The sequence below is a fragment of the Thalassotalea sp. PLHSN55 genome (assembly GCF_052030545.1).
In the GTDB taxonomy this organism is placed as follows: domain Bacteria; phylum Pseudomonadota; class Gammaproteobacteria; order Enterobacterales; family Alteromonadaceae; genus CANMXU01.
Window position 1 is genome coordinate 248,574 of the sequence record NZ_JBPDIH010000006.1, and the last position, 21,189, is coordinate 269,762.

Consider the following 21,189-nt stretch of genomic DNA (forward strand, 5'->3'; position numbering starts at 1 on the left):
TTTGACTACGCAATCAAGCCAAAATAAAAAAACACCTTCTCGATTGAAGGTGTTTTTTGGTGGCTACTCAAACAAAGGCATTAAAGATGAAAATCAAGATGCCTTTGCTGCGTTAGTGCCCGATGCCAATGAACTTCAAGCAAAAGGCGCTATAGCGACACTGGCTGATGGTGTATCCAGTGCGAGCAAGGCAGCTGAAGCGGCTCAACTTGCCGTTACACAATTTATTAATGAATATTACGCCACACCTGAAACTTGGTCGACGCAAAAGTCGGCGGCAAAAGTATTAACCAGTTTAAATCAGTGGCTGTTTTCACAAGGTGGTATGTTTGATGAACAACACCAACAATGGCTAACCACATTTTCATCACTTATTTTAAAATCTACCACTGGCTACGTATTTCATGTTGGCGATTCCCGCATATGCAAATATCGCGAGCAACATTTAGAACAAATCACCCGTGATCATAATCGAAAAAGTGCTGGTAACCACGCTGTATTAACACGAGCTTTAGGCGCAGATAACCGGTTAAAAGTTGATGTTCACCAAGTGGACTTACAAGTTGGCGATATTTTTGTTTTAACCTGCGATGGTGTGCATGACTTTATTCCTAACAAAGTATTAACCCGCTTTTTAGATGAATTACCTGCGCAGCCGAGCAACGCTGATTTAGAGCGTATAAGCGAAAAGATTGTCGAGCGCGCAATACAAGAAGGCAGTGACGATAATGTTAGCTGCTTGCTCGTACACGTAAATACTATTCCACAACGTAAGCTTGATGAGATAGAGCGTGACTTATTAGATAAAACTATTCCGCCAGCCTTAGATGTCGGCATGAAATTAGATGGCTACGTGGTAAGAAAAGTCATTCACGCCTCTATTCGTTCCCACCTTTATTTAGTTGAACACGAGCAGAATAAATTAACCTATGTATTAAAAGCACCTTCGGCCAATTTTGCTGACGACAGTATTTATTTACAAGGCTTTATGCGTGAAGCTTGGGTGGGTGAACGTATTAATCACGCCAATGTCATGCGCATTAGCCAAGGTGAAGCGAACAGTAAGTTTTTATATCACCTTTGTGAATTTGTTCAGGGGCAAACTTTGAGCGAGTGGATGCATGACAACCCTAAACCTAGCATTGCCCAAGTGCGTGACATTGTCAGACAAATAATCGCAGCTTTGCGCGCGTTTCAACGACTTGAATTAGTACATCGCGATTTAAAGCCAGACAATGTGATGATCGACGCTTTTGGACAAATTAAGTTAATTGACTACGGCACTGTTTTTGTCGCCTCGCTTGATGAAAACCAAGAAAACATTCAAGAAACTGTACCACAAGGTTCGCTCAACTATATTGCCCCAGAAACCTTACTGGAAATGAAGGCAGATTATCGCAGCGACCTATTTTCACTTGGTGTTATTTGTTATGAAATGCTAACGGGTGAGTTACCATATAAACCAATGAAAAGAGCTGAAGTGACATTTTCTGATTACGGTGAATGGCAATACCGCAGCAGCAAGCAGTTCCGCTCTGAGTTACCTTTATGGTTAGACTTAGCATTAGAAAAGTCGACTGCCGCAGATCCACGTTCACGCTTTCAAGCATTTTCTGAATTACAGGCAGAGCTAAGCAAACCTAATAGCAGTGCAATAGAAGAATATCAACGCCAGCCATTAATTCAACGAAACCCGGTTAAATTTTGGCAAGGGGTTTCTGCCCTACTGGCAATAGCGCTCATCGCCTCGCTTTTAAACTAACACTTCTGTTACAATACGCTCAACAAAAACACTCATATTCTTGCTTAACAAAACTAAGCATTACTTCAATGAGGGCAATAACTTGACCTATGTCAACAAAAAACATTGAATGCAATAACTTAAGTTCACAACTTGATGCAAATCAACTTTCCTCATACTCCGTAGTGTGAGAATCTCCGCAAGCGAAAAATATAACCATAAAAACAAACGCTACTACATTTAATTTAAAAACATTAGGAAATAACAATGAACGCAAATATTAGCAAGTTCTCTCTCTCATTAGTTGCTGCTTCAGTTTTAGCTGCGCCACTAGCATTTGCAGGCGAAACTTCTACAGCTGACGGCATCACCAAAGCATTATCAGAAAGCAAAGTAGACCTATCATTCCGTGCGCGTTATGAAGGTGTTGACCAAGACGGTATTGACGATCGCGCAGACGCTTTAACTGTTTTATCTCGCATGACAATTAATACCGGTTCTTTTAATGGTTTCTCTTTAGGCTTAGAAGTTGATAACGTTTCAGCTTTAGTAGATAACTACAACAGCTCACAAAATGGCAATACTGAATATCCATTAGTTGTTGACCCTACAGGCACCGACGTAAACCAAGGCTTTTTAAAATATACTAACGATGCTTTTGTTGGTACTTTTGGTCGCCAGCGTATCACTCATAATAATCAACGTTTTGTTGGTGGTGTTGCTTGGCGTCAAAACGAGCAAACATATGATGCTGCTCGTTTACAATATAATACTGACAAGTTCGCATTAGACTACAGCTATGTTGAAAATATTAATAATATTAAAGCACAGAATGTCGATGGTGATTTCCATTTAGCCAATGCAACATTCAAAATTAACAAAGCTCACAAAATTTCAGCTTTCGCCTATTTATTAGACTACGACAATATTAGCGATGCGGCTAACTCAACTGATACTTTTGGTGCCTTATATAACGGTAAGTTTGGTGGCATTGGTGTTCAAGCAAGCTACGCAACACAAAGCGACGCTGGTGACAGCATGCTTGATTACAGCGCTGATTACATGAATTTAGAAGTATCAACTAAAGCAGGTAAAGTCACATTATTAGGTGGTTACGAGTTATTAGGTAGCGACAACGGCGTAGGCTTTAAAACACCACTTGCTACATTGCATAAATTCCAAGGTTTTGCTGATAAATTCTTAGGCACTCCAGGTGAAGGTGTTGAAGACATTTACGTAACAGTAAAAGGTGTGGTAAATGGTATTAAACTAAGTGCGACTTACCATGATTTATCTTCAGATGTTGGCGGTAAAGATTGGGGTAACGAACTTGATTTAACTGCTGCTTACAAAATTAACAAAAACTACAATGTTTTAGTTAAGTTTGCTAACTACAGTGCTGACGATCATCAAACAGACACTAACAAACTTTGGTTGCAATTAGCGGCTAAGTTCTAAATTTAAATTTTTACTTCCATGCTTTCCCGAGCATATCTTAGGCTGAACTTTGTTCAGCCTTTTTTTATGTTCAGGATGAACGGTATGTCGCGATGACATGGATGTCAAAGAGCGACGATGTTCAGGATGAACGGTATGTCGCGATGACATGGATGTCAAAGAGCGACGATGTTCAGGATGACCGGTATGTCGCGGTGGCATGGATGCCAAAGAGCGACGATGTTCAGGATGAACGGTCAGGCTTTATGCTCCTGCAAAGCCTAAGCACCTACATCCACACAGTCACATGATTTTTGTTCCCGACAAATCATAAGTACCTACATCCATGTAGTCACATGATTTTTGTTCCAGACAAATCAAAAGTACCTACATCCCTGTAGGCAATGTCGCGGTGGCATGGACGTCAAAGAGCGACGATGTTCAGGATGTCAGTCATGATTTTTGTTCCTGACAAATCATAAGTACCTACATCCATGTAGGCATAGGTCCTTTACCCCTGCCATAGCCGTACTCACTTATAACTATCCCTAAAACAGATTTAATCTTTTTTAAAAAAGTTAATGTATTAGCTCAGCGCAATGATTAGAATAGCGCCATTATCTACACCGTGACAATATTGAGTATTTTTTGTTATTAATGATCGACAATTACGACTCCTTTACTTTTAACCTAGTGCATTACTTTCGTGAACTAGGGCAAGAGGTAGCTGTGTTTCGTAACAACCAAATTAGCATTGAAGAAATTAAGGCCTTATCGCCACAGTATATTGTAATTTCACCAGGTCCTTGCGACCCTGACAGCGCAGGAATTTCATTAAAGGTTATCGAGCAATTTGCCGGACAAATTCCCATTTTAGGTGTATGTCTTGGCCACCAGTGCATTGCCCAAGCTTTTGGCGCTAAGGTCATACGCGCACAAAAAGTAATGCACGGTAAAGTCAGCCAAGTTAAACATGATGGCACTGGCTTGTTTTCAAAGATAAACAATCCATTGTCAGTGACACGCTATCATTCATTAGTTGTTGATAAAGCAAGTTTGCCAAAAGAGCTTATCGCAACGGCATTTAGTATTGATAAAAACGGTCACTCTGAAATAATGGCATTAGAACATCAGCATTTACCTATCATGAGTGTGCAATTTCACCCTGAATCGGTACTGACAGAACAAGGTCAGCTATTGCTAAAGAACTTCTTACAAACATATAATTAACACTGACTTTGATTAATCTTTCTGCACTTGCGGTCGATAAATAGCATATGTCTGAAACAAAAAGACCATAACCAACAATAAAACATGCAATTATTTAAAAACGACAAAACAGTTGCTGCAGTCTATGAGCGCTCATTAAGCTTAGCAATAGGCAAAGAGTTTACCTTGCTGCAAAATGGTAAAGTTGCCAACGCCGCCCAACAGGGTAGCGAGCAAACTTTTCGTCGACGTGAATTATTAGCGGTTGAAGAAAAGGCACAACAAGACAAAATCATCAAAGAACACGGTAAACATCACTTTAAATTGCAAGTGATGGAAAAATTCTACGCGCGCGTTTTAGAAAAGTTTGATAGCGACTTTGAAAACAAAGAACATCTCTTTAACTCCATACTTGCTATTGAAAGTGCGGCACCTGATATTTTAGAAATATTGGCGGTAAAAGCCGCTTCGGTAAATCGTATTACCCCTTTAGCAAAATCACTACCTTGGTTAGCTAACGATGTTGTTAACCTCGTCAATAAGCCGCAATACCGTAAACGCGCTGATGTACAAGTAACTGAGCCGGGTATTGCGCTTAGCTACATTGGCTTAGATAACTTAAAACTTATTTTACCGACCTTTATTTTAAAACACTGGCTGCCAGCGAGCACGAGTCCATTTGGGCTGCTAAAACGAAAACTGTGGAACGATAGTTTATCCATTGCCTTAGCCACTCAAGCATTAGCTAAGGAAGTAGATGGTATAGATGACTTCACGGCTTTTACGGCGGGTATGTTGTCAAACTTAGGCGTACTTGCCGTCACTCGCTGCTTTTTAAATACTCATAACGAAATGTACAATGCAGAGCTTAAAGAGGCTTATGATAACCGAGATAAAAAGCTGCATAACATCATGAGTGAATTTAATAGTTGCCCAGAACTCTTGTTAGAGCAACTTAGCAAGTACAGCACCAGCATAACTGCAGACATGGTTGAATTAATGCGCTTTGATCGCTTACAGATAACCGAAGCCATGTTTGACTTAGCTTACGCTGAAAGTACTCAACCAATGTGCAAGTTAGCTAAAATAATCGCTAAAGCAAAAGCTTATGTTGCCTTTAGAAACTTGGCTAAAGCCGATTTAATCGAATCAGATGAAGCGAAAAAGCTGCTTTCTTCGGTGAAACTTACGCCATCTAACATCGAACTGTTGAAAAGTACCGACATTGACCACTTAAAATTAAATTTCAAATAATTTTTGATTATTTATTAGTTTTCCCTTTTTTAGACAAAAGCGACACCTTTTCAGCCACCTTGTTGTCTATTCAACAAGTTTCCCTTTCCACGCTTTGAATATAGTTATTCACTAAAAGTGAATATAACTTAGCAAACCCTTGTTTTATAAGGCTTGTAGAAGATTTTACGCAAGACAAGTGTAAATTCTTGTGCCATAATGTTTTTCATATTTACACAATATACTATTTTCCATTTTGGTATATATTTAAACAATCGATTCAATTTGAGAAACCATTCTCAAACTTTAAAGGAGAAAGCAATGCCAACAATTTCAGTTGATCGCAACTTATTTGACGATGTTATGGTTCCCAACTATTCACCTTCTGCAGTCATTCCTGTTCGAGGTAAAGGTTCACGCGTTTGGGATCAACAAGATCGCGAATATATCGATTTTGCTGGTGGCATTGCCGTTAACTGTTTAGGTCACTGTCACCCGGCACTAATGTCAGCTTTAAAAGAGCAAAGCGAAAAAATTTGGCACTTATCAAATGTCATGACCAACGAGCCAGCATTACGTTTAGCGAAAAAGCTTGTTGATAATACCTTTGCCGATAAAGTTTACTTTGCTAACTCGGGCGCTGAGTCAAATGAAGCGGCATTAAAACTTGCTCGTCGTTGGGCATTAGATAATTACGGCGCGGAAAAATCACAAATCATCGCCTTTAAACAAGGTTTTCACGGTCGTACTTTTTTCACGGTTACCGTTGGTGGTCAAGCGGCTTATTCAGATGGTTTTGGCCCTAAACCTGGTGATATTGTTCATGCTGAATACAATAACTTAGACAGTGTTAAAGCGCTAATTTCAGACAAAACCTGTGCTGTTGTTATGGAACCATTGCAAGGCGAAGGCGGCATTGTTTCACCAACAGATGAGTTTGCTAAAGGCGTTCGTGAACTATGTAACGAGCACAATGCCTTATTAGTATTTGATGAAGTTCAAACCGGTGTTGGCCGCTTGGGTGAGTTATATGCGTACATGGGCTTGGGCGTAACGCCTGATATTTTAACTACCGCAAAAGCATTAGGTGGTGGTTTCCCAATTGGTGCGATGATAACGACTGATAACATTGCTAAGCATTTAAAAATTGGTACTCACGGCAGCACCTATGGCGGTAACCCGCTAGCGTGTGCGGTAGCTGAAGCGGCATTTGACACCGTAAATAATGCAGAATTACTTGCTGGTGTTCAAGCGAAGCACGAATTATACGTTAACGCGTTAAATAAGATTAACGAAAAATACAATGTATTTTCAGAGATACGCGGTAAAGGCTTATTAATTGGCGCAGTATTAAATGATAACTACCAAGGCAAAGCAAAAGACGTATTAAACGCAGCAATGGCTGAGGGTGTAATGACCTTGGTTGCTGGTGCAAGTATTGTACGTTTTGCACCGTCATTAGTGATCCCTGATGAAGATATCGTTGAAGGTTTAGCTCGCTTTGAAAGAGCAATAGCCACAGTTACCAATAGCTAGTTTAAACGCATGCATATCGCCCGCTTGTTTCAGACCTGCGGGCAATTTTTCGACCTTATTGAGACGCATCTATGATCATTATACGCCCTATTCAACATAGCGATTACGACCACTTATATCGAATAGCTGTCGAGTCTGGCCATGGGTTCACTTCATTGCCAGTAAATGAAGACTTACTAAGACAACGCATAGCGCGCGCCGAAAGCTCATTTAATAAGTCAGTTAGCCAAGCAGGCGACGAAAGCTATTTATTTGTGATGGAAGATACCGAAACCGGCCAAGTTGTTGGTACCAGCGGTATTGAAGCAGCAGTCGGTTTAGACGACGCATTTTATCATTATCATTTAGGTAAAGTGGTTCACAGCTCTCGCGAATTGAACGTTTACAACACCGTTGAAACACTGTCTTTGTGTAACGATTACACTGGCGCTTCGGAGATTTGCACCTTATTTTTAAGCGATAGCCACCGAAAAAATAATAACGGCCGATTATTGTCACGTTGCCGCTTTTTATTTATCGCTGAACACCAACAACGTTTTGCTGACATTATTATTGCAGAAATGCGCGGCGTATCTGATGACGACGGTCGTTCTCCGTTTTGGAATTGGTTGGAAGAGCACTTCTTTTCTATGGACTTTCCAACGGTAGATTATTTAACCGGCATTGGTAAAAAAGAGTTTATCGCGGAACTTATGCCTAAATACCCGATTTACGTCAGCTTATTAAGTAAAGAAGCTCAAGCAGTGATTAATGAGGTACACCCAAAAACGGTTCCTGCATTAAAGTTATTAGAAACAGAAGGTTTTGCGCGTCGCGGTTATGTCGATATTTTTGATGGCGGCCCAACTGTTGAAGCTGAAAAAAATAATATCAAAACCATTAATCAAAGCCAGCGGTGTCAGGTACTTATCGGTGAAGTCACTGCAGGCGATAACTTTATTATTTGCAATAATCAGGTGAGCAACTTTAGAGCTGTGCAAAGCCCTATATTATTGAGAAAAACGGCTGAACAAGTCGTGATCAGCCAAGACGTTGCCGACGCTTTACATGTGAAAGAACATGACTGGGTTCGTATCGTCGCCAATTAATATTACAGCCAAGCGTACTTGGCGTTAAAAAGCGACGGTTCAGCACAGCTGCATCAGCAAGTCGCAGAGGAATATACAAATGTCAGATCCTATTCAATTTATCAACAATCAATGGCAAGCTGGTCTTGGTCATGCCGTAAGCTCTGTTAACCCAGCGCGCAACGACGTTATTTGGCAAGGGCAATCAGCCACAGCTGAACAAGTTGATGCGGCAATAAAAAGTGCTCGCACCGCGTTTGAGTCATGGTCAATGTTAGCGCTCGAGAAACGTATTGCCGTTGTACAAAAATTTGCTGAACTGCTCGGTGAAAATAAAGAAGCATTAGCCAATACCATCGCCTTAGAAACCGGTAAGCCCTTATGGGAAACTCGCACTGAAGTCGGAGCAATGATCGGCAAAGTCGCCATTTCACTAAAAGCCTATGATGAGCGCACTGGAACGGTAGAAAACCCAATGCCTGGCGCAAAAGCTATCATTCGTCATAAGCCTCATGGCGTAGTTGCGGTTTTTGGTCCGTATAATTTTCCTGGCCATTTACCTAACGGGCATATCGTACCGGCGCTTATCGCTGGCAATACCGTGGTATTCAAGCCAAGCGAATTAACACCAAAAGTTGCACAAGAAACATTAAAGTTATGGCAACAGGCAGGTTTACCTGCCGGCGTGGTCAATATGGTGCAAGGCGAAGTAGAAACAGGTAAAGCCCTTGCAAGCCATAAATTGATTGACGGTTTATTTTTCACGGGTAGTTCAAATACCGGTCATTTATTGCATCAACAATTTGGCGGTCAGCCGGGTAAAATTTTAGCGCTTGAAATGGGTGGAAATAACCCATTAATTGTTAAAGATGCACAAGATATTGATGCCGTTGTGCACGATATTATTCAATCAGCATTTGTTACTACCGGCCAACGCTGTACGTGTGCGCGTCGATTATTTATTGAAAGCAATGCTCAAGGTGATGCCATTTTAGCGAAACTACTCAGCGCTACCCAAGCGATTAAAATTGGCTACTATGATGATGAAGAGCAACCTTTTATGGGTTCAATGATTTCAGAAAAAGCCGCATTAGGTTTAGTTGCAGCTCAGCAGCAATTACTCGATCTTGGTGGTCAATCTTTAATAGAAATGAAACACCTAGAAACCGGTACCGGCTTTATTTCACCGGGTATTATTGATGTAACTAACATTAGTGAAATGCCTGATGATGAGCATTTTGGCCCATTATTAAAAGTGTATCGTTACAGCGATTTTGACCAAGCAATTGATGAAGCTAACAACACCAGCTTTGGCTTATCCGCAGGTTTACTCGCAGATAACGAAAGTGATTACCAACATTTTTTCAGCCGTATTCGCGCTGGTATTGTTAATTGGAACAAGCCAATTACGGGCGCTAGCAGCGCGGCACCATTTGGCGGTATTGGCGGTAGCGGTAACCACAGAGCGAGCGCATACTATGCCGCCGATTACTGTGCTTACCCTGTAGCATCAGTTGAGGCTGAAAAAGTGAAATTACCTGAAAACTTAAGCCCTGGCTTAGCGATTTAATTGTTTATCTAATTGCGTACTAATTAACTAGGTAATTGACCATGCAATTATTCGATGCAATGAAATTAGCAGGCAAAAAGCCCTGCTTTTACAAAAGCATTGACCAGTTATAAAACACTGGCGGATAGCTTCTATTCGTCAGTTTTTCACGTTATATAAAATCTGTCATCTAGGCTATCTTCCTTATTAAAACTAACCAGCTCTTGGTTAATGTTAACTAACCTGAACTCGGTTTAAGAGATATTTAACTAATTTAAATATAGAACTATAATTTTAAGTTAAGCTCTAGCTTACTAATTTTGCTTAATTCAAGGCAAATTTACGCGTCAATAGCTAGCCACGGCTTTGGTTCATACGTCGCTCTACCTTCCACATCCATGTGGGCGTATTGCAAGTGAATTTAACGCGGAAGTAAGTAAAAATAGCAGCTAGAGAAGTATTTATTAAGCCGAGAGCAGGTTAACTACACTTACTGTACAAAACAGTCACAAGGAGTCAGCTATGACAACTGAAGTAACTTCGCTATTTGACCATATTTGGCAAGATTATATTGCTCTCACACCTTCTGCTGAAAAAATTCATCAGCTGTTAGGCCATGGCGATAAGATCATCAATGACCATGTAGCCTATCGCACCTTTAATTTGGCCAAAGTTAACAAAGATAAACTAGCACAGCACCTTTTAGCATTAGGCTACAAAGAATGTGGTCAATACCAGTTTGAACAAAAAAAATTAGTCGCAAGCCATTATGAACACAGTGACGATACTTTGCCTAAAGTGTTTATTAGTGAATTGTTAGTGGAAGCGTTTTCAGCACAAGCACAAGCAATTATCAAGCGTATTGTTGATAGTATTGACAGCGATGCAATCGACCATAATAATTTTTTATTTTCAGGTAGAAGCTGGCCGATAAGCTCACAAGAATATAAAACGCTACTGAGCGAAAGCGAGTATGCTGCATGGTTAGCCGTTTGGGGCTATCGTGCTAATCACTTCACCGTTAGCATTAATCACCTTGCCCAATTCGATAATATTGTTGCCGTTAACGACAAACTTAAACAAGCCGGCTATAAACTAAATGCCACTGGCGGCGAGGTCAAAGGTGATGCTAGCGTTAAATTAGAGCAATCTTCAACAATGGCCGACCGTATTGAAGTGAAATTTAGTGACACCACGTTAGCGATCCCTAGCTGTTTTTATGAATTCGCCCTTCGTTACCCTAATAGCGATGGTAGTTTATATACGGGCTTTGTTGCCGCTTCAGCCGATAAAATATTTGAAAGTACCAACGCAACAAATGACTAAGTGATTGAATTAGAAATTAAGTAGATGCATTTCTACTTAATTTCTTTATTTAAATCAGATAGCATTTTTTTGTGTTACCGTTAATAATGTAAATACGTTGCTTTCAAATTTTTAGGGATAAATCATTATGGTTACGAACACCGAAGGTTATATTCATATCATTGAATATTTAACGGAGCATTTATCACTGTTTGAAAACCGTGATAACGTTCCAACTAATGGTGCAACGGTAATGGAAGAAATTGAAAGCCAATTAAGCTCACTTATTATTAATGTTTGTAGTCAAAACGAAGCGTTAAGCTTTAATCAACGTAATACCATTATTCGCGAAGTCGACGCTATTGTTTATGATCTAGAAGAAATACTCTCTGGTGTCGTCAATAATCACGTAAGCCCTGCACAGCTTGAATTTATTAAAGAATGGGCCATGCTCATTAAAAATCTATTTGATACTGAAATTCATGCGCAAATGTTGTCTCAACCTTCTTCATCAACTTAAGTGTTCATACGTCATTACAATTTTCGTAATTAGTGAAAGAAAAACCGTACATTAATACAACTCCTGATAGCTTGCTGCGCTAGTATGCACCTTAAAGGTTCGTTAAAATAACGGTATACTTTGATTTAACGAAAACAAAAATTATGAAAGCAACAGTAAAGTGGATTGGTGAAGAGCTTTTTTTAGGTACATCAGACAGTGGTCATACGTTAGTAATGGATGCCAATGGTGGCAAGCTTGCGCCAAGCCCTATGGAAAACGTACTTATTTCACTAGGTGGCTGTTCAAGTGTTGACGTTGTTAGCATTCTACAAAAATCTCGCCAGCAAGTAGCAGGCTGCCATGTCGAAATTAGTGGCAACCGTGTTGAAACCGTACCTAAGCTATTTTCAGACATTCATCTGCACTTTGTTATTACTGGTACCGCTGTCAGCGAAAAACAAGTTGAGCGCGCTGTTAGCCTTTCTGCTGACAAGTATTGTTCTGTTGCTTTGATGCTAGCAGGTAAAGTTAATATTACCCATGACTTTGCTATTGTTGAGCAATAACGAGTTATTTACTAAAAAGCCGCTTCATTAGCGGCTTTTCATTTCCAAAAACGTCTATCTTAAACAGAAAGCTACAAGTCACTCATCCAATCAAGCTGCTTGTTCGCTTCAGCTTTCTTTTGCATTAAATCTCTAATTAATGGTGTCAGTAGTAATTCCATTGCCAAACCCATTTTACCACCTGGCACAACTAAGGTATTAACACGCGACATAAATGCACCGTCGATCATGTTGAGGTAATAAGGAAAATCAACATGAGTCCCCTCTCTAAAACGGATTACAACAAAGCTTTCATCTAATGTTGGAATTGTTTTTGCGCTAAAAGGGTTTGATGTATCTACGGTAGGTACGCGCTGAAAGTTAATATGAGTACGTGAAAACTGTGGCGTAATAAAGTTAATGTAATCTTCCATACTTCTTAAAATACTGCCTGTAACGGCTTCTCTGCTATGACCACGCTGGTTGGTATCTCGAATGATTTTTTGTATCCATTCAAGGTTAACAATTGGCACCATACCGATAAGTAAGTCAACATGTTGGGCTACGTCATTTTTTTCGGTAACTACGCCGCCATGCAAACCTTCATAAAACAATAAGTCGGTACCCTCACCTAATGTTTCCCATGGCGTAAATGTGCCCGGCATTTGATTGTATGGAACCGCTTCATCGAATGTATGCAAGTATTTTCTAACCTTGCCTTTTCCTGTTTCAGAATAGTCTTTGAACAAGGTTTCAAGCGCATCAAAATCATTGGCTTGATCACCAAAATAACTAATATTTCGCTTATCTTCTTTTGCTTTTCGTTTTTCTACATCCATTTCTTGACGAGAAAAACGATGAAAACTGTCACCCTCAACTTGAGCAGAAGTAATGCCTAAAGAACGAAAGATGTGTTCAAACGCTTCTATCGTTGTAGAAGTACCGGCGCCTGATGAACCAGTAACGGCAATAATTGGATTACGGGAAGACATAAATTCTCACTTTTAAAACTAACCTGTGTTTTATATGACTATTTAGATATAACTGCAAGCGAATAAAAAAGCATCACAAATAAATATTCTAGACTACACTAAAAAAACAAGCCCATTCTCAATTAATATATCAATGACATCAACGTATTATCGAAATTTATTTGTATCATTTATCTTTTTCTCTTTAATACCGGTAGGCTATTCAATTTTTTTGACCGAACAGTCAAAAAACGATGACGTTTCATCATTGAGCAAAACCCAATTTGTTTTTAAGCATGTCGATGGCCCAATTCAACCAATACCTACCGACATAGTGATCAATAAAAATTGGGGGGTTTTGGGGAAGGCCCTTTTTCATAGCACATTACTATCCAAAGATAATACGGTTTCGTGCGCATCTTGTCATATGGTTGATTTTGGTGGTGACGATGGCTTTAGCTTATCTACAGGGGTGAACAATGCTATTGGCACACGTAATTCTCCAACCGTGTTAAATGCGGTATTTAACATTAAACAGTTTTGGGACGGTCGCAGTTCAAGCCTAGCCGAACAAGCCGTAGGCCCAATACATAACCCTATTGAGATGGCGAGTTCATGGCCTGAGATCATCAAAAAATTGTCACAAGATAGTTATTTCAACCAAGCTTTTAGTCGCCTAAGCAATCAAGGCGTTACCGTCGATAATATACTGCGTGCAATCGTCACTTATGAAGAGTCTCTAATTACGCCAAATTCAGCCATCGACAGATACTTACTTGGCGATAAAAGCGCGCTCACCGAGCAGCAACAGCGAGGCTATCAAAAGTTTCTAAATTTAGGCTGCAGTACCTGCCATCAAGGCAGAAATATAGGTGGCAACATAATGCAAAAGCTTGGTCGTATCAGTGATATTCCAGAACAATTAAAGCTGGATTTAGGCAGATACAATATTACGAATAATGAGCAAGATAAGCACATTTTTAAAGTACCAAGTTTGCGTAACGTTGCGCAAACCTCACCCTATTTTCATAACGGTTCAATCGATAGTTTAGGAGAAGCTGTTAACATAATGGCAAAAGTTCAACTAGGCATTACGTTAAAGCAACAGGATACAGACGACATAGTTGCGTTACTACAGTCGTTTAGTGCTGCGCCAATGGAGATAGGCACCGATGAAGCTAACTAAATACTTACCTGAAGCATTTTGTTTGCTGCTATACGCAACATTTGCTGTGTTGTTTATAAACGCCCTAGATAAGCGTGAGCAAATTCAAGCGAGGTTAACGACGATTTCTGCCCTTGAAAGTATTATTCCTCAACAGACTGCTGAAATACTAAATACTAACTTTAATAGCAACTTACATTACGACCTTTATGCTCAGTTTCAGCTAGAAATAGAAAGGCTGATGCTTCATTTGCCCATTGATAGCGAAATTAAGACGGCTCTAGAGCAATATAACCGCCTAACTGACAATTATATGCAGTTAGTGACTATGCTTAAAACATCAAGGCGATTGGTTGTCTTTAGTAAAGCTATACCTAGCGCTCAGCAACAAATTATTAATAGTGAATTAATGAAGTTCACCATTTCACCCACTCAGCAACAAAAACAAAGCTTCACTAATAAGTTATCAACAGTACTGGGAGATAAAACAAAAGTAAGTAGTGAACATTTGTCGATTATTCAACACGCAAATTTTATCGCCAATAATACCCAAACTTCACAAGAGTTAATGGAGCAAGTAAAAACCTCAAATATTAATAGTTATTTGGTTAAGCGATACTCTTCCTTACAACAGCAATACCAGCACTTATCTGAATTAGTTGTCGCTTACTTATTTCTTATTATATTGAGCCTGTTGTTTATTTTTATCATTTTGCTTAAGCGCCAACAAAACCATTTAAAGCATCAAACTTTGCGTGCTAATGCCGCGGCTAAAGCCAAAAGTCTTTTTTTAGCAAACATGTCGCATGAAATACGTACCCCTTTAACAGGCATTATTGGTCTATCTGAGCTTTGTTTAGAAACCAAGCTTTCAACGACACAAAAAGATTATCTCGATAAAGTACTTTTTTCTGCAACGTCACTATTAAGCATCATCAACGATATTCTAGACTACTCTAAAATCGAAGCAGGTAAACTTTCAATAGACTATATCGATTTCGAGCACGAAAAACTGTTTGAAAACCTTGATACTATGCTAAGTAAAGCGGCAGAGACAAAAGGGTTAGAGATTATTTATCAATTAGATCCTAATATTTCACCTTGGATAAACAGCGACCCCGTAAGACTTGGGCAAATACTCGTAAATTTAGTTGGTAACGGTATAAAATTTACCGACAAAGGGCATATATACATTCAAGCCAAAGTTGTTGATATTGCTGAACACACTGAGATAGCAGCTAAGCTGACTGATGTAACTGAGTACCAATTGATTCAATATAAAGTCACCGATACTGGTATAGGCTTAAGTAGCGAACAAGCAAGTAAACTGTTTGAGCGCTTTGTTCAAGCAGACGACTCCACCACTCGTAAATACGGCGGTACTGGCTTAGGTTTGTCCATATGCAGAACGCTTGCTGAGCTTATGCACGGGAGTATTGAAGTGCAAAGTCAATTGAATGTTGGTTCAACATTTCTAGTCACACTTCCGGTAAAAATCACACAACAAGGAGAAGCTAAGCAGCTTGATATAAGTGAATTATCAGGAAAAACACTGCTACTTTTAGAAGATAACCTGATCACCCAAGAAGTTATTTCGAAAATTGCGCATCACCTCGGCATGCAAATAGAAATTACCGATTCCGTAAGTAAAGCAATTTCTGCCTGCCAAGTTCAAATATTTGATTACGCAATAGTCGATTGGCACTTGCCTTCAGAAAGTGGTCTTGATTTCATCAAACAAATGAAAAGCGATGAAAATCAGCCAAAAGAAATAGTTATATGTAGCGCCTTTAACCACAAACAGATTGAAGATCGTGAACAATTACTTAAGCATCATAAATTTCTGTCTAAACCTTTTACCATTTCTCGATTTTATAACAGCCTAACCAACCCTCAAAAGATTCATCAACAAAAAAACATAGCGCAAGCACAGCAAACTATCGTACAAGAAGATAGGTCTGAATGTGACTCGAAACCTCGCATATTATTGGTCGAAGATAATAGAATTAATCAGACCATTGCAACCACTATTCTTAAAAACCTCAACCTTTCAGTAGATCATGCAGAAGATGGCTTGGCCTCAATAATGAAAGCGAAAATGAACCACTACGATGTAATTTTAATGGATATTAGAATGCCTGTAATGGACGGCATGGAAGCAACCAAGGAATTGAGGAAACTCTATGATGAAAATGAATTAGTGATCATTGCACTGACCGCAAATGTTACTGAAGAAGAAGTTAAGCACTATTTAAGTATAGGTATGAACAGTCACTTGTGTAAGCCTTATGACAAACAGTTGATTAAAGAAGAGCTCGCAAAATATATCGACCTTAAATAACGTTTAGTGAATAAGTAAAAACAAAAAACGGAGCCGAGGCTCCGTTTTTAAATATGAAGTTAATTTATTACTAAATTAAGCTTCAGTTGCTTCTTCAACTACTTCAGCAGCTTCTTCAACTACTGGGCGGTCTACTAATTCAACGTAAGCCATAGGTGCTTTATCACCAGTACGGTAACCGCATTTTAAAATGCGAGTGTAACCACCTGGACGTTCTTGGTAACGTTCACCAAGTTCGTTAAATAAAATACCAACTACTTCTTGATCACGTGTGCGGGCAAATGCCAAACGGCGGTTTGCTACACTGTCGGTCTTAGCCAATGTAATTAATGGCTCTACAACGCGACGTAGTTCTTTAGCTTTAGCTACAGTCGTTTTAATAACGCCGTGCTTTACTAAAGAGCTTGCCATATTGCGGAACATCGCCTGGCGATGACTGCTATTACGGTTTAACTGGCGACCGCTTTTACGATGACGCATAAGTTAATCCTTATCTCTCTCAACTGTTAAAAAACGATGATCGACTTAGTCGTTATCAGCGATGCTTTCTGGTGGCCAATTTTCAAGGCGCATTCCCAGAGACAAACCACGAGACGCTAAAACGTCTTTGATTTCCGTTAAAGACTTCTTACCTAAATTAGGCGTTTTAAGAAGCTCAACTTCAGCACGCTGTACTAAATCACCAATGTATTGAATTGCTTCTGCTTTCAAGCAGTTTGCTGAACGAACTGTTAGTTCAAGATCATCAACTGGACGAAGAAGAATCGGATCAAATAGAGGTTTTTCCTCTTTTTGCTCTGGTTCTGTCACATCACGTAATTCAACAAACGCATCTAGCTGTTCAGCTAGAATGGTTGATGCGCGACGGATAGCTTCTTCTGGATCTAACGTACCGTTAGTTTCCATGTCGATAACTAGCTTGTCTAAATCTGTACGTTGTTCAACACGTGCAGAATCAACATCGTAGGCAATTCTTGCGACTGGACTGAATGAGGCGTCAACCAACAAACGTCCTATTGCACGATCTTCTTCCTCGGCATTGCGACGAGTAGAAGCAGGAACGTAACCACGACCCATTTCTACTTTAATGCGCATACTAACTGATCCGTCACCTGTTAACGTACAGATAACATGATCTGGATTCGCGATAGTCACGTCTCCATCATGCTGGATGTCAGCAGCCGTTACAGGGCCTTCACCAGACTTAGTTAAGGTAAGAACAGCTTCGTTTTTGCCTTCTAAACCAACAGCAAGTCCTTTAAGGTTTAACAGTATTTCAATGATGTCTTCTTGAACACCTTCTTTACTACTGTACTCGTGTAATACGCCATCGATCTCAACTTCAGTTACAGCACAACCTGGCATTGAAGATAAAAGAATGCGGCGTAACGCATTACCTAAAGTGTGACCAAAACCACGTTCCAATGGTTCCAAAGTCACTTTAGCGCGACGAGCGCTAAGAGTTTCGATATCTACCAAACGTGGTCTAAGGAATTCGGTTACAGAACCCTGCATTATGTCCTCTCTTAATGTACGACTTTACTTAGAGTAAAGTTCAACAATCAACTGTTCATTTATTTCTGCAGATAAGTCAGAACGATCTGGAATACGTTTGAAAACGCCTTCCATTTTCTTATTATCTACTTCAACCCAGACTGGCTTTTCGCGTTGGTCAGCCAACTCTAAAGCAGCAACAATACGCGCTTGAGTTTTCGATTTTTCACGAACAGAAACCACATCTTCAGCTTTAACAGTGAAAGATGGAATATTAACAACAACGCCGTTTACAACGATAGCCTTATGGCTAACTAGTTGACGAGCTTCAGCACGAGTGCTGGCAAAGCCCATACGGTAAACTACGTTATCTAAACGCTTTTCTAAAAGCTGTAACAAGTTTTCACCTGTGTTGCCTTTAAGACGAGCCGCTTCTTTATAGTAGTTACGGAATTGCTTCTCAAGAACGCCATAAATACGACGAACTTTTTGTTTTTCACGAAGTTGAATACCATAGTCAGATAAACGACCGCGACGGGCGCCGTGCTGACCTGGAATTGTTTCGATTTTACATTTAGTGTCAATTGCTCTAACACCGCTTTTAAGGAACAAATCTGTTCCTTCGCGGCGACTAAGCTTTAACTTAGGACCTAAATATCTAGCCATTTTCTTTCTCCAACTTTCCTATTAAACGCGACGTTTCTTAGGAGGACGACAACCATTATGAGGAATCGGTGTAACGTCAGTAATGTTGGTGATTTTAAAACCAGCAGCATTTAAGGCACGGATTGCAGACTCACGTCCTGGTCCTGGGCCTTTAACGAACACTTCAATATTCTTCAAGCCAAACTCTTGAGCTGCTTTACCAGCACGATCAGCAGCAACCTGTGCAGCGAATGGAGTAGATTTACGTGAACCACGGAAACCTGAACCACCAGCAGTTGCCCAAGATAAAGCATTACCTTGACGATCTGTTAGAGTTACGATTGTGTTGTTGAAAGAAGCATGGATATGAGCCATGCCATCAGCAACTTGTTTTTTTACGCGTTTACGCGTACGTACAGGTGTTTTAGCCATTGTCTAGTTCCTCTTACTTCTTAATAGGCTTACGAGGACCTTTACGTGTACGCGCATTTGTTTTAGTGCGTTGACCACGTAGAGGAAGACTGCGACGGTGACGAATGCCACGGTAACAACCTAAGTCCATAAGACGTTTAATGTTCATTGAAACTTCACGGCGTAAATCACCTTCTACGGTGTATTTATCCACTTCAGCACGAAGCAAATCAATTTGAGCTTCGTCCAATTCACTGATCTTAGTAGTTTCTGCAATACCAGAAGCCGCACAAATTGCTTTCGCACGTGTTGCTCCGATACCGAAGATGGCAGTAATGGCGATTACTGCATGCTTACGATCAGGGATGTTAATGCCAGCGATACGGGCCACTAACACATCTCCTATTCTAAATTTAAATTACATCAGGTTGAAAAGCCCGTTAGGATACTCAACCTGTCTTCTTTTTTGCAAATCGAAGCGGCATTATACAGAAAAATCTACATAATGCCACTTCTAAAAGATTCACTGTCGAAAGGTTAATAATTAACCTTGACGTTGTTTATGCTTAGGGTCGGTTTTACAAATAACACGAACCACACCAGCACGCTTAACAACTTTACAGTTACGACAAATCTTTTTTACGGATGCACGAACTTTCATCTTACTACTCCGCTTCTCTTATTAGAGAGTTAACTAAACTATCTTAACGACCGTAGCCTTTAAGATTAGCCTTCTTAAGTACATTGTCATATTGATGAGACATCAAATGCGTTTGTACTTGTGCCATAAAATCCATGATCACAACAACGATAATTAATAACGAAGTTCCGCCAAAATAGAACTGAACGTCCCAAGCGATGATCATAAACTGAGGTACCAAACAAATAAAGGTAATGTACATTGCACCTGCTAGGGTTAAACGTGTCATTACTTTATCTATATACTTAGACGTTTGCTCACCAGGACGGATCCCAGGAATAAACGCACCGGATTTTTTCAGGTTATCTGCTGTTTCACGCGGATTGAAAACAAGAGCCGTGTAGAAGAAACAGAAAAATATTATTGCTGCCGCAAGTAACATTACATACAAAGGTTGACCTGGAGAAATAGCAATTGATACTTCTTGTAAAAAGTCAGCCATTGCACCTTCACCTTGACCAAACCAGCTTGCAAGCGTGCCTGGGAACAAGATAATACTTGATGCAAAAATAGGTGGTATTACACCTGCCATGTTTACTTTCAATGGTAAGTGAGTGCTTTGTGCAGCAAAAACCTTACGGCCTTGCTGACGTTTAGCATAGTTAACAACAATACGTCGCTGACCACGCTCTACAAACACTACAAAGAAAGTCACAGCAAATACAATGACACACATTAGCAATAATACTAATAAGTGCAATTCACCTTGACGCGCCATTTCAGCTGTTTGACCAACAGCTGATGGCATACCTGCAACAATACCCGCAAAAATTATAATTGAGATACCGTTACCAATACCACGTTCAGTAATTTGCTCACCTAACCACATTAAAAACATGGTACCAGTAACCAAAGAAACTACCGCAGCGAAATAGAAACCAAAGCCAGCATTCATAACTAGCCCTTGCATCATTTCTGGTAAACTTCTCGCAATTGCAATTGATTGGATGATTGCAAGTACTAATGTGCCGTAGCGAGTATATTGACTAATTTTACGACGTCCAGCTTCACCTTCTTTCTTAAGCTCTGCCATTGTAGGGTGAACTACAGTAAGCAATTGCATAATAATTGAAGCTGAGATGTACGGCATAATACCTAGTGCCAATACAGAGGCTCGCTCAAGTGCACCACCAGAGAACATGTTAAACATTTCTACGATGGTGCCCTTTTGTTGTTCAAACAACTGAGCTAATACAGCGGCGTCAATACCAGGGATTGGCACGAATGATCCTAAACGGAAAACAATAAGTGCTCCGAAAACAAACCATAATCTTTGTTTTAGCTCAGACAAACCGCCTGCGCCTTTATTATCCATTCCTGGTGTAGCCATAACCTGTA

General features: G+C 40.0%; 20 protein-coding genes. 12 read left to right on the top strand and 8 right to left on the bottom strand.

Features of this window, described 5'->3' with window-relative positions; all coding sequences use genetic code 11:
- Position 1: 1 nt before the first annotated feature.
- From ACRRSQ_RS13645 to ACRRSQ_RS13690, 10 genes are all read left to right on the top strand, one after another.
- Positions 2 to 1,762 (top strand): protein kinase domain-containing protein, encoded by a 1,761-nt coding sequence (locus ACRRSQ_RS13645; RefSeq protein ID WP_440876310.1) that lies wholly within the window; start codon positions 2 to 4, stop codon positions 1,760 to 1,762.
- A gap of 246 nt (positions 1,763 to 2,008) precedes the next feature.
- The gene (locus ACRRSQ_RS13650; RefSeq protein ID WP_440876311.1) at positions 2,009 to 3,199 is read left to right on the top strand and encodes an alginate export family protein; all 1,191 of its coding nucleotides are present in this window, start codon (positions 2,009 to 2,011) and stop codon (positions 3,197 to 3,199) included.
- A 627-nt stretch (positions 3,200 to 3,826) separates the two neighbouring features.
- The gene (locus tag ACRRSQ_RS13655) at positions 3,827 to 4,408 is read left to right on the top strand and encodes an anthranilate synthase component II (RefSeq protein ID WP_440876312.1); all 582 of its coding nucleotides are present in this window, start codon (positions 3,827 to 3,829) and stop codon (positions 4,406 to 4,408) included.
- An 84-nt stretch (positions 4,409 to 4,492) separates the two neighbouring features.
- Positions 4,493 to 5,641, top strand: a complete 1,149-nt coding sequence (locus ACRRSQ_RS13660; protein ID WP_440876313.1) for an HDOD domain-containing protein — start codon at positions 4,493 to 4,495, stop codon at positions 5,639 to 5,641.
- A 309-nt stretch (positions 5,642 to 5,950) separates the two neighbouring features.
- Positions 5,951 to 7,156 (top strand): aspartate aminotransferase family protein, encoded by a 1,206-nt coding sequence (locus tag ACRRSQ_RS13665; RefSeq protein ID WP_440876393.1) that lies wholly within the window; start codon positions 5,951 to 5,953, stop codon positions 7,154 to 7,156.
- Between the two features lie 71 nt (positions 7,157 to 7,227).
- The gene (gene astA / locus ACRRSQ_RS13670; RefSeq protein ID WP_440876314.1) at positions 7,228 to 8,244 is read left to right on the top strand and encodes an arginine N-succinyltransferase; all 1,017 of its coding nucleotides are present in this window, start codon (positions 7,228 to 7,230) and stop codon (positions 8,242 to 8,244) included.
- A 79-nt stretch (positions 8,245 to 8,323) separates the two neighbouring features.
- Positions 8,324 to 9,793 (top strand): succinylglutamate-semialdehyde dehydrogenase, encoded by a 1,470-nt coding sequence (gene astD, locus ACRRSQ_RS13675; protein WP_440876315.1) that lies wholly within the window; start codon positions 8,324 to 8,326, stop codon positions 9,791 to 9,793.
- A gap of 501 nt (positions 9,794 to 10,294) precedes the next feature.
- Positions 10,295 to 11,098 carry a DUF1338 domain-containing protein gene (locus ACRRSQ_RS13680; RefSeq protein ID WP_440876316.1) on the top strand — a complete coding sequence of 268 codons (804 nt, stop codon included), beginning with the start codon at positions 10,295 to 10,297 and terminating at the stop codon, positions 11,096 to 11,098.
- 127 nt (positions 11,099 to 11,225) lie between these two features.
- A complete protein-coding gene (locus tag ACRRSQ_RS13685) occupies positions 11,226 to 11,597 on the top strand; it encodes a DUF3802 family protein (RefSeq protein ID WP_440876317.1) in 372 nt (123 codons plus the stop codon).
- A 143-nt stretch (positions 11,598 to 11,740) separates the two neighbouring features.
- Entirely contained in the window at positions 11,741 to 12,145 is a 405-nt protein-coding gene (locus tag ACRRSQ_RS13690) for an OsmC family protein (protein ID WP_440876318.1), read from the top strand.
- A gap of 71 nt (positions 12,146 to 12,216) precedes the next feature.
- On the opposite strand, the gene ACRRSQ_RS13695 is transcribed toward ACRRSQ_RS13690, so the two are convergent.
- Positions 12,217 to 13,116 (bottom strand): phosphoribulokinase, encoded by a 900-nt coding sequence (locus ACRRSQ_RS13695; protein ID WP_440876319.1) that lies wholly within the window; start codon positions 13,114 to 13,116, stop codon positions 12,217 to 12,219.
- Between the two features lie 211 nt (positions 13,117 to 13,327).
- On the opposite strand from ACRRSQ_RS13695, the gene ACRRSQ_RS13700 reads away from it, so the two are divergent.
- Both ACRRSQ_RS13700 and ACRRSQ_RS13705 read left to right on the top strand, forming a co-directional pair.
- Entirely contained in the window at positions 13,328 to 14,281 is a 954-nt protein-coding gene (locus ACRRSQ_RS13700) for a cytochrome-c peroxidase (protein ID WP_440876320.1), read from the top strand.
- The gene (locus ACRRSQ_RS13705) at positions 14,268 to 16,601 is read left to right on the top strand and encodes a response regulator (protein ID WP_440876321.1); all 2,334 of its coding nucleotides are present in this window, start codon (positions 14,268 to 14,270) and stop codon (positions 16,599 to 16,601) included. Before ACRRSQ_RS13700 ends, ACRRSQ_RS13705 begins: the two co-directional genes overlap by 14 nt.
- 75 nt (positions 16,602 to 16,676) lie before the next feature.
- Here ACRRSQ_RS13705 and rplQ read toward each other — a convergent pair whose 3' ends face one another.
- The 7 genes from rplQ to secY all read right to left on the bottom strand — a co-directional run bounded on the left by rplQ (position 16,677) and on the right by secY (position 21,181).
- Positions 16,677 to 17,081, bottom strand: coding sequence for a 50S ribosomal protein L17 (gene rplQ, locus ACRRSQ_RS13710; RefSeq protein ID WP_440876322.1), 405 nt, complete (start codon positions 17,079 to 17,081; stop codon positions 16,677 to 16,679).
- 45 nt (positions 17,082 to 17,126) lie between these two features.
- Complete coding sequence (locus tag ACRRSQ_RS13715; RefSeq protein ID WP_440876323.1) at positions 17,127 to 18,116, bottom strand: DNA-directed RNA polymerase subunit alpha; 990 nt, start codon at positions 18,114 to 18,116, stop codon at positions 17,127 to 17,129.
- 24 nt (positions 18,117 to 18,140) lie between these two features.
- Positions 18,141 to 18,761 (bottom strand): 30S ribosomal protein S4, encoded by a 621-nt coding sequence (rpsD, locus tag ACRRSQ_RS13720; protein WP_440876324.1) that lies wholly within the window; start codon positions 18,759 to 18,761, stop codon positions 18,141 to 18,143.
- A 21-nt stretch (positions 18,762 to 18,782) separates the two neighbouring features.
- Positions 18,783 to 19,172 (bottom strand): 30S ribosomal protein S11, encoded by a 390-nt coding sequence (gene rpsK / locus ACRRSQ_RS13725; RefSeq protein ID WP_076420861.1) that lies wholly within the window; start codon positions 19,170 to 19,172, stop codon positions 18,783 to 18,785.
- Between the two features lie 13 nt (positions 19,173 to 19,185).
- Positions 19,186 to 19,542, bottom strand: coding sequence for a 30S ribosomal protein S13 (gene rpsM, locus ACRRSQ_RS13730; protein WP_440876325.1), 357 nt, complete (start codon positions 19,540 to 19,542; stop codon positions 19,186 to 19,188).
- Between the two features lie 153 nt (positions 19,543 to 19,695).
- Positions 19,696 to 19,812, bottom strand: coding sequence for a 50S ribosomal protein L36 (rpmJ, locus tag ACRRSQ_RS13735; protein ID WP_074496180.1), 117 nt, complete (start codon positions 19,810 to 19,812; stop codon positions 19,696 to 19,698).
- Positions 19,813 to 19,855: 43 nt separating this feature from the next.
- Positions 19,856 to 21,181: a preprotein translocase subunit SecY gene (gene secY / locus ACRRSQ_RS13740; RefSeq protein ID WP_440876326.1), complete on the bottom strand. Its 1,326-nt coding sequence runs from the start codon at positions 21,179 to 21,181 to the stop codon at positions 19,856 to 19,858.
- Positions 21,182 to 21,189: the final 8 nt, after the last annotated feature.

Excerpts from the sequence above, each read along its gene's own strand:
- ACRRSQ_RS13680 (WP_440876316.1), top strand. The coding sequence starts at position 10,295 with ATGACAACTGAAGTAACTTCGCTATTTGACCATATTTGGCAAGATTAT.
- ACRRSQ_RS13705 (WP_440876321.1), top strand. The coding sequence starts at position 14,268 with ATGAAGCTAACTAAATACTTACCTGAAGCATTTTGTTTGCTGCTATAC.
- rplQ (WP_440876322.1), bottom strand. The coding sequence starts at position 17,081 with ATGCGTCATCGTAAAAGCGGTCGCCAGTTAAACCGTAATAGCAGTCAT.
- ACRRSQ_RS13695 (WP_440876319.1), bottom strand. The coding sequence starts at position 13,116 with ATGTCTTCCCGTAATCCAATTATTGCCGTTACTGGTTCATCAGGCGCC.
- astA (WP_440876314.1), top strand. The coding sequence starts at position 7,228 with ATGATCATTATACGCCCTATTCAACATAGCGATTACGACCACTTATAT.
- ACRRSQ_RS13685 (WP_440876317.1), top strand. The coding sequence starts at position 11,226 with ATGGTTACGAACACCGAAGGTTATATTCATATCATTGAATATTTAACG.
- astD (WP_440876315.1), top strand. The coding sequence starts at position 8,324 with ATGTCAGATCCTATTCAATTTATCAACAATCAATGGCAAGCTGGTCTT.
- ACRRSQ_RS13650 (WP_440876311.1), top strand. The coding sequence starts at position 2,009 with ATGAACGCAAATATTAGCAAGTTCTCTCTCTCATTAGTTGCTGCTTCA.
- rpmJ (WP_074496180.1), bottom strand. The coding sequence starts at position 19,812 with ATGAAAGTTCGTGCATCCGTAAAAAAGATTTGTCGTAACTGTAAAGTT.
- ACRRSQ_RS13660 (WP_440876313.1), top strand. The coding sequence starts at position 4,493 with ATGCAATTATTTAAAAACGACAAAACAGTTGCTGCAGTCTATGAGCGC.
- secY (WP_440876326.1), bottom strand. The coding sequence starts at position 21,181 with ATGGCTACACCAGGAATGGATAATAAAGGCGCAGGCGGTTTGTCTGAG.
- ACRRSQ_RS13715 (WP_440876323.1), bottom strand. The coding sequence starts at position 18,116 with ATGCAGGGTTCTGTAACCGAATTCCTTAGACCACGTTTGGTAGATATC.
- ACRRSQ_RS13690 (WP_440876318.1), top strand. The coding sequence starts at position 11,741 with ATGAAAGCAACAGTAAAGTGGATTGGTGAAGAGCTTTTTTTAGGTACA.
- rpsD (WP_440876324.1), bottom strand. The coding sequence starts at position 18,761 with ATGGCTAGATATTTAGGTCCTAAGTTAAAGCTTAGTCGCCGCGAAGGA.
- rpsK (WP_076420861.1), bottom strand. The coding sequence starts at position 19,172 with ATGGCTAAAACACCTGTACGTACGCGTAAACGCGTAAAAAAACAAGTT.